The sequence below is a fragment of the Methylomonas defluvii genome (assembly GCF_033949435.1).
Lineage (GTDB): Bacteria > Pseudomonadota > Gammaproteobacteria > Methylococcales > Methylomonadaceae > Methylomonas > Methylomonas defluvii.
This window is the reverse complement of the sequence record NZ_JAXARY010000044.1, coordinates 1-12,906: the sequence shown is the minus strand read 5'-3', so window position 1 is coordinate 12,906 and position 12,906 is coordinate 1. Positions and strand designations below refer to the sequence as shown.

The 12,906-nt window shown below is 48.1% G+C and carries 10 protein-coding genes; 9 read left to right on the top strand and 1 reads right to left on the bottom strand.

The window, feature by feature from the left end; all coding sequences use genetic code 11:
• The first annotated feature begins 160 nt into the window (after positions 1 to 160).
• From QLH52_RS24145 to QLH52_RS24105, 9 genes are all read left to right on the top strand, one after another.
• Positions 161 to 334 (top strand): hypothetical protein, encoded by a 174-nt coding sequence (locus QLH52_RS24145; RefSeq protein WP_319963249.1) that lies wholly within the window; start codon positions 161 to 163, stop codon positions 332 to 334.
• A 1-nt stretch (position 335) separates the two neighbouring features.
• Entirely contained in the window at positions 336 to 1,556 is a 1,221-nt protein-coding gene (locus QLH52_RS24140; RefSeq protein WP_319963248.1) for a restriction endonuclease subunit S, read from the top strand.
• Between the two features lie 18 nt (positions 1,557 to 1,574).
• Positions 1,575 to 4,724, top strand: coding sequence for a type I restriction endonuclease subunit R (locus QLH52_RS24135; RefSeq protein ID WP_319963247.1), 3,150 nt, complete (start codon positions 1,575 to 1,577; stop codon positions 4,722 to 4,724).
• 176 nt (positions 4,725 to 4,900) lie between these two features.
• Positions 4,901 to 5,122, top strand: a complete 222-nt coding sequence (locus QLH52_RS24130) for a hypothetical protein (protein ID WP_319963246.1) — start codon at positions 4,901 to 4,903, stop codon at positions 5,120 to 5,122.
• Entirely contained in the window at positions 5,119 to 5,853 is a 735-nt protein-coding gene (locus QLH52_RS24125; RefSeq protein ID WP_319963245.1) for a HipA family kinase, read from the top strand. Before QLH52_RS24130 ends, QLH52_RS24125 begins: the two co-directional genes overlap by 4 nt.
• Complete coding sequence (locus QLH52_RS24120) at positions 5,850 to 6,692, top strand: DUF3037 domain-containing protein (protein ID WP_319963244.1); 843 nt, start codon at positions 5,850 to 5,852, stop codon at positions 6,690 to 6,692. The genes QLH52_RS24125 and QLH52_RS24120 overlap by 4 nt, the downstream gene beginning before the upstream one ends.
• A 275-nt stretch (positions 6,693 to 6,967) precedes the next feature.
• Positions 6,968 to 7,258 (top strand): nucleotidyltransferase family protein, encoded by a 291-nt coding sequence (locus QLH52_RS24115; RefSeq protein WP_319963243.1) that lies wholly within the window; start codon positions 6,968 to 6,970, stop codon positions 7,256 to 7,258.
• The gene (locus QLH52_RS24110; RefSeq protein WP_319963242.1) at positions 7,255 to 7,620 is read left to right on the top strand and encodes a HepT-like ribonuclease domain-containing protein; all 366 of its coding nucleotides are present in this window, start codon (positions 7,255 to 7,257) and stop codon (positions 7,618 to 7,620) included. Before QLH52_RS24115 ends, QLH52_RS24110 begins: the two co-directional genes overlap by 4 nt.
• A gap of 67 nt (positions 7,621 to 7,687) precedes the next feature.
• The gene (locus QLH52_RS24105) at positions 7,688 to 12,265 is read left to right on the top strand and encodes an AAA family ATPase (RefSeq protein ID WP_319963241.1); all 4,578 of its coding nucleotides are present in this window, start codon (positions 7,688 to 7,690) and stop codon (positions 12,263 to 12,265) included.
• 265 nt (positions 12,266 to 12,530) lie between these two features.
• Here QLH52_RS24105 and QLH52_RS24100 read toward each other — a convergent pair whose 3' ends face one another.
• Positions 12,531 to 12,656, bottom strand: a complete 126-nt coding sequence (locus QLH52_RS24100; protein ID WP_275899152.1) for a hypothetical protein — start codon at positions 12,654 to 12,656, stop codon at positions 12,531 to 12,533.
• Between the last annotated feature and the right edge of the window lie 250 nt (positions 12,657 to 12,906).

Below are 12,906 nucleotides of genomic sequence, written 5' to 3'. Positions count from 1 at the left end.
TCGCGGGTTCGTAGCCAGTCACTTTTTCATCTTCCACGGTTCAAGTCGTTGTATTCTCCATTACAAATCCAGTTAGGGACAGTATCAATACAGGGAAGTTATTTTTGGCGAAATCCTTAGTGACGAGCTGCACAGCCTGCCCGATCAGCAGATCGACAGCTTGATTCGCAAGCTCGAAGCCCTCGTGCAAAAGTACCAAATCACTTACGCCGACAACGCTCGCGACATCCGACACACCGAAGCTGAGCTGGCGGGCATGATTGAAGAATTGGACGGGAACGAGTTTGACCGCAAAGGCCTCGCTGAACTGAAAACCTTACTCGCCGGAAACTGAGATGAAGGAGCAGACAGCCAGCAAAGTGCCACAGATTCGCTTCAAGGGGTTTGGTGAAGAGTGGGAAGAGAAGACGCTTGGTGCTCTTGGGCGCGTCGCGATGAACAAGCGTGTCTTTAAACACCAGACATCCGAAACTGGCGACGTTCCGTTTTACAAAATTGGCACATTCGGGAAAGAACCCGATTCGTTCATTTCTCGAAAACTATTTGACGAATACAAAAGTAAGTTTCCATATCCGCTAGAAGGGGACCTACTGATTTCCGCATCAGGAAGCATTGGTCGAATCGTGGAGTACAGCGGAAAGGACGAATACTTTCAAGACTCTAACATTGTGTGGCTTCAACATAACGGGGCAGTTGTTAATGCCTTTTTGAAACAGTATTACTCCTTCGTCGAATGGGCCGGGCTAGAAGGAAGTACTATTAAACGGCTCTATAACAAAAACATACTTGAAACGCGGATCGTCCTGCCAAACAAAGAAGAACAAACCCAAATAGGCGAATATTTCCGAGAGCTGGATAGTCTGATTGGGCTGCATCAGCGTAAGCACGACAAGCTGGTGACGTTGAAAAATGCGATGCTGCAAAAGATGTTCCCGCAACCCGGTGCCTCTATCCCCGAAGTCCGCTTCAAAGGGTTCTCGGGGGAGTGGGTGAAAAAGAAATTGGGGGAATGTGTGCTAATTCAACGAGGCGGTTCCCCTCGTCCAATCGAAAACTTCATTACGCAAGATGCCAATGGAATTAACTGGGTGAAAATCGGCGATGTCAAAATTGGATCAAGATACATCACGCAAACCGAGGAAAAAATTAAGCCAGAAGGTGTGTCCAAATCGCGCGAAGTTTTCAAAGGCGATCTCATTCTTTCCAACTCGATGAGTTTCGGGAGGCCATACCTAATGGCTATCGATGGGTGCATACATGACGGCTGGCTCCTGATTAGAAACGACAAGAACTTATTTGATTTGGATTACCTACTACAGCTCCTTTCCTCAGAAACCATGACGGAGCAGTATCGTTCGTTGGCTGCCGGTGGAGTGGTAAACAATTTGAATAGTGCGCTAGTTCAATCCACAAACATCTCTTTTCCCGATAAACCAGAACAACAAAAAATCGGCACCTACTTCCGTACGCTAGACGAGCTGATTTCCCAGCACGCCACCCAACTCCAAAAACTCCAGCAGATCAAATCCGCCTGCCTGGAAAAGATGTTTGTCTAAGCTTCTTACCAATTACCCATGACTACCTTTTCCAAAGAATCCGAATTTGAAAACGCCGTGATCCACGAGCTGCGCCAGCGCGGCTGGGGTGACGCGGAAGTCATCAAGCACCCGACCGAGGCGGACTTGTTGGCGAACTGGAAGCAAATCCTGTTTGAAAACAATCGCGGCATTAATCGACTCAATGAAGTGCCGCTGACGGATACTGAGATGCAGCAGATCGTGGAGCAGATCACCGCGCTGCGCACCCCGCTCAAGCTCAACGGTTTCATCAACGGCAAAACCGTCGCCATTACCCGCGACAATCCAGCGGACGAGCGGCACTTCGGCAAGGAAGTGAGCCTGAAAATTTACGACCGCCACGAGATCGCCGCAGGGCAAAGCCGCTACCAGATCGTGCAACAACCGCGCTACGTCCGTGGCTCGCCGCTGCTCAATGACCGGCGCGGCGACCTGCTGCTGCTCATCAACGGCATGCCGGTGATTCACATCGAGCTGAAGAAAAGCGGCGTGTCGGTAAGCCAGGCCTACAACCAAATCCAGAAGTATTCGCGCGAGGGGATTTTCAGCGGCCTGTTTTCACTCGTCCAAATCTTCGTAGCGATGGAGCCAGCCGAGGCGCTTTACTTCGCCAATCCTGGGCCGGATGGGAAGTTCAACAAAGACTACGCCTTCCACTGGGCGGACTTCAATAACGAGCCGGTCGATGACTGGAAGCGCTTCACCTCCAGCCTGCTGTCCATCCCTATGGCGCATCAGCTGATTGGTTTTTACACGGTGGCCGATGAATCGGACGGCGTGCTGAAAGTGATGCGCAGTTATCAGTACTACGCCGCCCACGCCATTTCCGACAAAGTGGCGAAGACCGACTGGAAAAACCCGAACCGTCTGGGCGGCTACATTTGGCACACCACTGGCTCGGGCAAGACGATGACCAGCTTCAAGTCTGCCCAACTCATTGCCAATTCCAAGGACGCGGACAAGGTGGTTTTCCTGATCGACCGCATCGAGCTGGGCACGCAAACGCTGGAGAACTACCGCAACTTCGCCGGAGACGGCAACCAAGTGCAGGCTACGGAATATACGGGCGTTCTGGTGAAGAAACTCAAGAGCACGGATCCCGCCGATACGCTCATCGTGACTTCCATCCAGAAGATGAGCCGACTCAAGGATGAGGAGGACGGGCTGAAAGCGCACGATCTGGAAACCATGCGGGCCAAGCGCATTGTGTTCATCGTGGATGAATGCCACCGCTCCACATTTGGCGATATGCTGATTGATATTAAAAAGAGCTTTTCCGGGGCGGTCTTCTTCGGCTTCAGCGGCACGCCCATCCACAAGGAGAACGAACGCAAGGACAACACCACTAGCGATGTCTTTGGCGATGAACTGCACCGCTACAGCATCGCCGACGGCATTCGCGATAAAAACGTCCTCGGCTTCGATCCCTACCAAGTGCTTACTTATCGCGACCGCGACCTGCGGCAAGCCTTGGCGTTGGAAAAGGCCAAAGCCAGAACGGTGGCCGAAGCGCTTGCTAATGCTGCCAAGAAGAAGGTCTTCAACCGTTACATGAATGATGTTCCGATGGCTGGACACCGTGATAGCTCCGGTGTCTATCAAACCGGCATTGAAGACCACCTGCCCAACAGCCAATATAGCCGCGATGAACACCGGAACGCGGTGATTCAGGACATTGCCGCCAACTGGGCCGTTCTGAGCCAAGGCAGTAAATTTCACGCCATTTTTGCCACGAGCAGCATCCCGGAAGCCATCATCTACTACCGCTTGATGAAGGCGCAGTGCCCGGAATTGAAAATCACCGCGCTTTTCGATCCACATATCAGCGACGAAGACGGCGGCGGCGATCCCGTCTTCAAGACGGAAGGCCTGGTCGAAATCCTGGCAGACTACAACGCATCGTACGGGCAGAAGTTCGACCTCGGCACGCACGCGAACTTCAAAAAAGACTTGGCGGCCCGCCTCGCCCACAAAAGGCCGTATCTACGCATCAAGGCAGAGCCGGAGAAACGGCTCGATCTGCTGATCGTAGTGAATCAGATGCTGACCGGCTTTGACTCGAAATGGGTGAACACGCTCTACCTCGACAAGCTGTTGGAGTACGAAAATATCATCCAGGCCTTTTCGCGCACCAACCGCCTATTTGGACCGGACAAACCGTTTGGTACCATCCGCTACTACCGCAAACCCCACACGATGAAGCGCAACGTCGATGCAGCCGTAAAGCTTTACTCCGGCGACAAACCGATTGGTCTGTTTGCCGAGCGCTTGCCGATGAACCTGGAGCGGATGAATGCAAGCTTTGCGGAAATCACCGCCATTTTCAGCTCGGCGGGAATCGCGGATTTCATGAGGCTGCCGGATGACCTTGCGGCGCGGGCGGCCTTTGCCAAGCAATTCAACCAATTCAACGCCATCCTGGAAGCTGCGAAGATCCAAGGCTTTACCTGGGAGCAATCGCTTTATGAATTCGGCGAAGATCCTAAGACGCAAATCCAGCTTGATATTAGCCACCATCAATATCTGACGCTTTTGCAACGCTACAAGGAACTTGGTTTGGGTGGCTGCGGCAATGGCGAGCGAATTCCGTTCGAGATAGATAGCCACATTACCGAGATCGACACCGGCAAGATCGATGCAGACTACATGAACTCGCGCTTTGCGAAATATCTCAAAGTCCTGCAAAGCGGTGACGAGCCAGCCAAAGAAGCAACCTTGGCCGAGCTGCACCGTTCCTTTTCATCGCTTTCCCAAGAAGAGCAAAAAGTCGCCGAGATTTTCCTCCATGATATTCAGCGTGGTGATGTCCAGATCGATCCCAGCCGCACCTTCCGCGAATATCTCACCGATTATCAGGACAAGGCAAAGAGTGAAAAAATCGCCACGCTTGTGGCTATCCTCGGGATCGATAAAGCGAAGCTCATCGCTCTAATGAACACCCATGTCACTGAAGCCAATTTAAATGAATATGGCCGCTTCGATGACCTGAAGGCAACCATCGACAAGCAGAAAGCTCAAACTTATTTCGAGGCGCTAGAAGGACAAACTCTCCCAGCTTTTAAGGTGAATATCAAAGCAGCCAGCCTGCTGAAAAAGTTTATCCTCGAAGACGGCTTTGAACTCGAAGAGACCAATCATTCCTCATGATCTATCTCAGCGCAATGGAGGCCAAGGTGCGGGAGCTCCCCGGGCTTTAGCCAGGTTTTTTCAGCTACCAATATTGGCGGCCCGAGTTGCCCTCAATATGCCAAAATGTAGCTAATTTCAACGATTGGCTACAATAGCTCTGTGCTTATCAAGCTCGAAAAAAACAACGGACTGCAATGGCCTTAAACAAAAACCCCGAACAAATAGCCCTCGACCAGTCTGGCAAGCTGTTATTGCAATTGGGCTGGGTCATTCAGAACAAAAACCAGATTAACTTCCACATTGGCGAAGATCAATCCGTTTGGGAATTCCGAACCGACAGTGGTCGCGCCAATTACATTCTGTTTGTCGGTGACAAGCCGGCGGAACTTAATGCCAATTACCAAATAAACCGATGAGCCTGGAAATCGTCGAGATCATGGGCCGCGCGCAGCAAGGGGTTACCCAACCTTTCATTTGCCGTGGTGAAGACGATCAGGTTTATTTTGTGAAAGGCCGGGGTGCGGGGAGGCGTAGCCTGGTTTGCGAATGGATTGCGGGCCAACTTGGCCGGCGGTTGGGCTTACCCATCGCCCCTTTCGAAATTGTAGAAATTCCCGAACAACTGCTTGCGGTGGCAATGCGCGACGATCTGAACGAGCTGGGTGTAGGCAAGGCCTTCGGCTCACGCAAAATGCCGGTTTTGGAGTTATCGGTATCGCTAATCGATCAGGTGCCAGAGGACATCCAGCGGGATGTGTTAGCCTTCGATTGGTGGGTGCGCAACGCCGACCGCAGCCTAGGTGAATCCGGCGGCAATCCCAATTTATTCTGGGACACGGGCAACGAGGCACTGGTAGTTCTCGACCACAATCAAGCCTTCGATCCTGGGTTTTCATCGCTGGATTTCGTTGAGTCGCACGTCTTCCGCGCGCATTGGAACGCACTCATCGGCGACTGGGTAGAGCAGCAACGTTATGTTGAACGCTTTTTGACCGCATTGTCAGACTGGGCGACAATCTGCAATACTGTTCCATTGGAATGGTGGTTTGTGGACACCGAAGAAACCGTCAAGACCGATTTTGACATTCAGTTAGCCCACCAGTATTTGATGCGATGCCAGACCGACGCGTTCTGGAGTTTAAAATGAAAAAAACCGCTTGTATTTATTCAATCATTCGATTCATGCCCTTCGTTGAGACGGGCGAATTTGCAAATGTGGGTATCGTTATGATGGCCCCGGAGCAGCGTTTTTTTGCGTTTAAATTAATGATGCAACGGCATGCGCGCGTCACGCATTTTTTCGAACAGCTTGAGGCAAAGGTTTTTCGCGCGACGATGCGCAACTTGCAGGACGAATTGGATCGCACTACTGGAGTTTTACGACGACATGGCTTTGATAAGCGGCTTAAGGTCAATGACGTCGATTTTGCCAAGGGATTGTTCGCTGAGATCATACGGCCACGCGAAACAGTTATCAAATTCAGCGAGCCGCGAGCCATTTTGGCCGATGACGTTAAGGAAACGCTAGCGGAGCTTTACGGTCATTATGTCGAACGTTCTTTCGTGACTCGGGAATATCAGGAAACAGTGTTGGAACGTGGCATGCGCAAATGGCTTTACAAGGCAGGGATTGCCGAACGCTTCGAGCGCGCGGAGTTGGGTAATGACGAGTACCACGTGACGTTCCCCTTTGTTGAACAGCACGAGGATCATGCGGTAAAGGCTATCAAGCCGCTGCACCTCGGCCATAACCAGGCTACCAAGATTATCGAGCACGGCGGCCAATGGCTATTGCGGATCAATCAGCTACGCAAGCGAAAAAAATTGCCGGACAGCGTATTGTTTGCCGTCCAGGGGCCTCAAGAAGATGGTCCGAAAGGCAATGCCTATCAAGAAATTGTAGGGGGTCTGCAAGAAGCCGGAGCGACCGTGCTTCCGTATGCTGACAAAGATAGCATTTTGGCTTTTGCGGCTGCTAATTCCTAAAGCATCTCAGTTTAAGATAATCCCTGATACTTTTGTCTGTTATTCCTATCAGGTTAGTATTCACTTACTGCCAGCCAAAGCCTGTATCTTGATAACCTCAAATGGCCGAACCTACACTAACAGAATTGAATGGTTCGAAATTTTTCAATATTAGTGGCACAAAATCCGGAATTTTTCATTTTTTGTGTCAAAAAGGCGTATAGGGTATGACACAAAAAATGAAAAACAGCTTTAAATTCAATGAACCCCTTTTCACTTAATTTGGCACTCGACAGGTGAAGCCGTCGGAAGCATTAGATTCCCAGCGTACGGCAATACGCCAGATAGTGGGCCGCTTTCGGGCGGCCAATCCGCGCGTATTTGGATCGGTGCTTTACGGTACAGACCGCGACGGCAGCGATCTCGACTTGCTGGTAGATACGTTGCCAGGCGCCACACTATTCGATCTTGGCGGACTGCAACTTGAACTGGAAGATTTGCTGGCAGTTCCGGTTGATCTTCTGACTCCCGGCGATTTGCCCGCCAAATTCCGCGAACAAATATTGGCCGAAGCTCAACCCGTATGACGGTCAACCGCCTTGCCGATTACCTGGAACACATGCGACAAGCCGCATCCGATGCTTGTGGTTTCGTTGAAGGTTTAAGCAAGGCAGAATTTCTTGCCGACAAACGTACACAACAGGCGGTGGTGATGAGTTTGATCATCATCGGTGAAGCCTCAACAAAAATAATGGATCGATATCCTGCCTTCATCGAGAAGCATGCGAATGTGCCTTGGCGAAACATGCGCGGTATGCGCAATCGCATCGCCCATGGTTATTTCGAAATCAACTTTGAAGTAGTTTGGGAGACGGTTTGTTCAGCCTTGCCTGAGTTGTTAAAACAACTATCAATAGTGTCTAGCAATGTCGACGAAGAACATCGTTAATTCCAAAGGACATTTCGCAGTTGCTCACACTATCACTGCCGATTTGTTCTTGAGAGACATTTTCTAAATGATAGTTGGTGGAATACCCGACAAACTTGGCAATCGGTATGAAGCGAAATGGCTGGTCCGCTGCCTGATAGACGTAATTGCCGGTAAGGCAAATTGGCTTAAATTCGAAGGTATTGATACGGAATATCAAGGCTTTGAATTTGCTCTTTCGCGTGGCGATATTACTGAATGGCATCAGACAAAGATCAATGCACCTGCCGGAAACTGGACGCTCAATCTTCTAAACCGTGAAGGTATATTGAAGGCGTTTGCAGAGCGGCTATCGGCGGATCATAAGGCCTATTGTTTTTTTGTTTCGCAAGACAGCGCTAAAGACTTCAGGACGCTGACAGACAAAGCCCACTTAGCCGAGTCGTTTAATCAATTCATTGACGATGCACTTGCGAATGAGGAAAGAGATAGGACATTTCCGAAACTCTATGACTTTTGGCGTCAAACACCAGAAACTGCATTTGAATGGCTAAAACGATGCTATGTCAAAGTCATACCAGATAGTGAGTTAGACGCTATCAATGAGTCTTTTGGCGATCTGACTTTTCAACAAGGAGGTAAATCCGCCTTTCCCGTACTGCGCGACATTCTCGAAAAGAATTTCAATAAACAATTATCGACTGATACGCTTCGTGAAGCTTTGAAACAACAAAGCGGTTTGAGATTTAAAGAATGGGCGTTTGATCCTACTATCCAACGGCGATTGCACGAAGAAACTGATGCCTATCTCGGCACCTATTCCCCTTTCGGCGCCGGTAATGAAATTATTACAAGGCCGCAGACACAATCACTAATTGATGAACTGCTAACTGACAATGGGCTTGAATTGATTTTACTTGCCGGTGTTGCTGGTTCGGGAAAGTCAGGGATTGTACGCGCTGCCATCGAAAATCTTCGGCGACTAAATATTCCTCATTTGGCGTTTCGAGTCGATCACCATTTACAGTGTGTTAGTCGTGAAGCATTAGGAAAAAAATTGATTGGGCGAGAGGAAAGTCCAGTCACTACCTTGAAGGGGACTTTCCCTAGCACGCCATCGGTTTTATTCATCGATCAAGTCGATGCCATCAGTGAAGTATCAGGGCGCGATGGTCAAATAAAAGAAGTTGTCTTCCGCTTAATTCAGGACGCTCATCATTTCAGTAACATCAAAATAGTCGCAGTTTGTCGGACATTCGACTTGGATAGTGATCCCCGATTAAAGCATTTGAAAGCCAATAACCGCACTCGGCAAATCGACATACCTTTGCTAGATTGGGGTGCCGATGTTGAACCGCTGTTAAAAAAGAAAGGTGCTGAAATTGCCATCTTCAAAGAGCCGCAACGCCGGTTACTGTGTTTGCCTGTCAATTTGGCAGTGTTTTTGGAAATCGGCGAACCCGGATTGTCATTTCTGTCTCGTTCGAGTTTGCATGAAGCGTTGCTGAAGAAGAAAGAACGAGAAATTCCTCGGCAACGCCAAATTAGCTGGTCTCCGATCAGAGCCTTGACCGCATTATGCGACTGGATGACCGAGCAGCAACAATTGAGTGCTCCCTTATCAGTATTGGATGACTATCAAAGCGCAGCCGATATTTTGGTTTCGGAAGGTTTGATCGTCGTTTCTCGCGGCCATCTGAATTTTTTTCATGAAAGTTTTTTCGACCATATTTTTGCCAGGGCTTTTGTCAATCGACATCAGAGTTTGGTCGAATTATTGAATTCGGCAGAACAGTATCTGTTTCGACGTACGCAGGTCAGGCAAATTCTCGAATCCCTACGCCAAAACGATCTCCAAAGATATTTGACCGAATTATCCGAGTTGCTTTCCAGTTCTAGTGTTCGTTTTCACATCAAATCGGCAGTCTGCCAGTGGCTAAATTCCGTGGAAAATCCGACGGACTCGGAATTCCGGATTATTTCAAAGTTCGATCAAACGCCGGATAAATTTCATCCCCTGTTTCGGCAAGCAGTTCTAACGACTAACTGGTTTCATTTATTAAATGACAGCGGATGGATTAATAAAGAAATCAATGGATTGCATAATGAGCGTGTTGAAAGAATATTGTGGTGGCTTGGTCATTTAGCTAATGATCATCCACAAGCAATTGCTGAATTACTAAAGGCGTGGTGGGGCGGTAAGCCCGAGCGGGCTGAGCGGCTACTGAATTGGTTTGGATTTATTAGCCCTGACAAACCTGATGGTCAATTGATTGATCTATGTGAAGAACTCATTCTTTCGCGTTCGGATGATCTATTGCACTATCAAAATGATGATCTGGTATCAACGCTGCTACATACCTGTAGCAAAAGTTCGCCTGAACATTGTGGTCGGATTTTGCATGCCTTGTTCGATACTTGGTTTGCGCTTGATAAAGAAGAAATTCCATTTATAAACAATGACTTTGGTCAATTAATCGAACATGGTATAAACGAAATTGCAGGTCAAACTCCGCTTGCGATTCTGCTTGGAACTACGGATGCATTGATAAAAGCCATAAATACAGTGGCCGAATCCGAAGATAGCGTTCAAAGCTGGCAGTTTAATCATCGAGCGTATTCCAATCATCACTTTGGATTCGATAGTTTTTTAGCTTGTTACAGATCAGCACTAAAGCAGGTGCTGAAACAAAGCCCTGAAATAGCAGTCGATTATCTGGATAAACTCGATCCATTCAAGCATGAATGCCTGATGCATCTTCATTTGGAAGCGATTCAAGCTAATCCTGTCGTGCTGGCACACCGGTTACGAAATCTAGTCAGTCACAACAGTGTTTTCGACGCCGGTTTTGATGGTGCAGATTGGTGGTCGTTTGCACATGCTTGCCGAGAGGCTTTTCCGTTTCTGGATAGGGAAGCAAAACTTACCGTGGAATCTGCAATTCTAGGTCGATATCCGGAAATTGAGCGCGGTATTGAGCTATCGAATCGGATTAAAGCAGAAGGAGAGTCACTTCCCTTCTGGACAAAGAAAGATGTTGCAAGGTGCTTAAACTTTTCTGGTTATCAGCAATGGTGCATTCTGGAGACGATAGGCGAAAGTTTATTATCTCCAATTGCACTATCTCGACTCCAAACGCTTCGCCGTAAATTTCAAAACAAAAAAATCGAACAACCATTAAACCACAATGTGTATTCGGTGGGATCTCCTATCAAGAATGCTCAATGTGAAAGAATGAGTGACAAAAATTGGCTGGCAGCCATTGAGCGTTACAACGATAAAACTGAAAGACGTAGAGGTCCAGGTTTTGTTGACGGCGGTTCTGATGAGCTTGCCTACCAACTTCAGGAATTGACTAAAATCCAGCCTGAACGCTTCGCGGCGCTAAGTTTGAAAATTCCCGTTAGTGCACCCGTCTGTTATATCGAACGGATTTTATGGGGATTGGCTGAAGCAGAATCAGCTACAGATAATTCAATGATACAAGTTATCAAGTACGCCGATCAGCATCCGACTAAAGCTTTTGGCCGCGCGATAGCTCGGATAGTCAATAAGCGTTCTCACATTGCAGCCGATTCTGAAATTCTCGAAATCATGCTCAAACTTGCATTACAGGGAGAGGCAGAAGGCGAATCTATTAATCACGAATATACCAAACGTGAAACTATTACTATCGACACATTGCTGCAATCGGTCGGTGGGTTATATCTGCGAGGTATAAACGGAACGCGCGGTCAAATGTGGGAGGCTTTAGCCAATGTGTTATGGGAAATGCCCGAAAATACTTCTAAAATTTGGGATGTATTAGATATTGCTTTGGATAGTGAGCCGTTAGTCAGCGTGCGTTGTAGCATGATGAAAACCCTGACTCCGTTATTCAAGGCCGATAAAACCCGATTTTCCGCTTCGATACGAAAGTTAATCATCTTGCCCTGTAACGTGGTCGAAAACAGAGATGATACTTGCCTATCCCCACTGGTTACTCACCAAGGCATTTATCTTTTTCCACATATTTTTTACTGGTTGCCGGAGTTGGGCAAAGAATTAGTGGAGCGATTGCTGGGATGCGGTGATGAAAACAAACAACTCATAGCTGCATGGTTGATATTTTGTGAAAGCTATCGAAATGATGCCTATATTGCTCAGGCTGAAAGCCTTGCTGCCTCAAGCCTACAGCATCAACGATTATTGGCAGATGTCACCGCCGATGCATTTAGCTGGACGGATAATCGCCGCCGAGCGGAAACTCTTCTGCAAGGCTTTTTCTTCGATAAAGACAAAGAAGTTCGTAAACATGCATCCGATGTATTTAGAAAAACAGATAAAACCGATATTGAGCCTTATCGCAAATTAATCGAGAGTTTCATAACATCCCCGGCTTTTTTCGGAAACTCTTACTTTGTATTACGAATATTGGAAGACGCGACAAGCGACGTGCTTGAGCTGGTTATTTCTGTAAGCAAACGTTTGATCAACGATGCGAGTAATCAGACTAATCAACGACTCACCGACACACACCATTTGCAAAGCCTTATTAAGAAAGAATATACGGCATCAGAATCCCGCCCTGAAGCCCGTCGAAGAATTCTGGATGTTATCGATGAAATGTTGATCAATGAAATTTATGGTGCTGATGATGTTGTGGCTGCGCATGATCGCTGGTAGTTATGGTTAAAACATTGTCTAAATAAAAGAAGCAAATTAGGTTTTAATTCGGATTTAGTAGATTAAAAGTTGTTCCGAATGCACTCCCACGAGCCCCGACCGCATATAAACCCAACCCGTTGGCGTATAAAAAACTCTCGGCGGCATCCCCAACAAGTCCGGTGGTACCTTCGTGCTTCTTGGCTGCACCTTCGAGCCTGGTGGGGGTGCCTTCCAGGTTTGCGCAGGTGCATTCCAGACATTGGGATATGCCTTCCGGGGATTTTTATATGCCACCGGGATTGTTGGGAATGCCTTCGCGGTGGTCGGCAACTCGCACGGGTGCTTCGGAAGTCACCACAAAGTAAATGGCTATGCCTTCGGGTAATTTTAAAATCCAAACGCGCGACATTTAGCCGCACTTGTGTAAGTTGATAGCTTATCTATACTCTTGGGCGACATAGTTTTAACGCTAGTCGTTCCCTTCGATTTAATCCAAAACTTCCGCCGGCGATTCGGCCTGTTGGCCTTTGCCTGGCATGCTTAGGATTCCGCCAAAAATAACTTCCTGAAATTAGTTGGTTTGAGGAATAGCCCGATAGTTCCAGCGCGGTAGATGTTCGTCGAAAACGATCCGCATGTTTTCAATGAAATCTGCAGCG

What these genes read in the sequence shown, in the direction of transcription:
- QLH52_RS24105 (WP_319963241.1), top strand. Translation starts at nt 7,688, where the DNA reads ATGATAGTTGGTGGAATACCCGACAAACTTGGCAATCGGTATGAAGCG.
- QLH52_RS24100 (WP_275899152.1), bottom strand. Translation starts at nt 12,656, where the DNA reads ATGTCGCGCGTTTGGATTTTAAAATTACCCGAAGGCATAGCCATTTAC.
- QLH52_RS24130 (WP_319963246.1), top strand. Translation starts at nt 4,901, where the DNA reads ATGGCCTTAAACAAAAACCCCGAACAAATAGCCCTCGACCAGTCTGGC.
- QLH52_RS24135 (WP_319963247.1), top strand. Translation starts at nt 1,575, where the DNA reads ATGACTACCTTTTCCAAAGAATCCGAATTTGAAAACGCCGTGATCCAC.
- QLH52_RS24110 (WP_319963242.1), top strand. Translation starts at nt 7,255, where the DNA reads ATGACGGTCAACCGCCTTGCCGATTACCTGGAACACATGCGACAAGCC.
- QLH52_RS24140 (WP_319963248.1), top strand. Translation starts at nt 336, where the DNA reads ATGAAGGAGCAGACAGCCAGCAAAGTGCCACAGATTCGCTTCAAGGGG.
- QLH52_RS24120 (WP_319963244.1), top strand. Translation starts at nt 5,850, where the DNA reads ATGAAAAAAACCGCTTGTATTTATTCAATCATTCGATTCATGCCCTTC.
- QLH52_RS24125 (WP_319963245.1), top strand. Translation starts at nt 5,119, where the DNA reads ATGAGCCTGGAAATCGTCGAGATCATGGGCCGCGCGCAGCAAGGGGTT.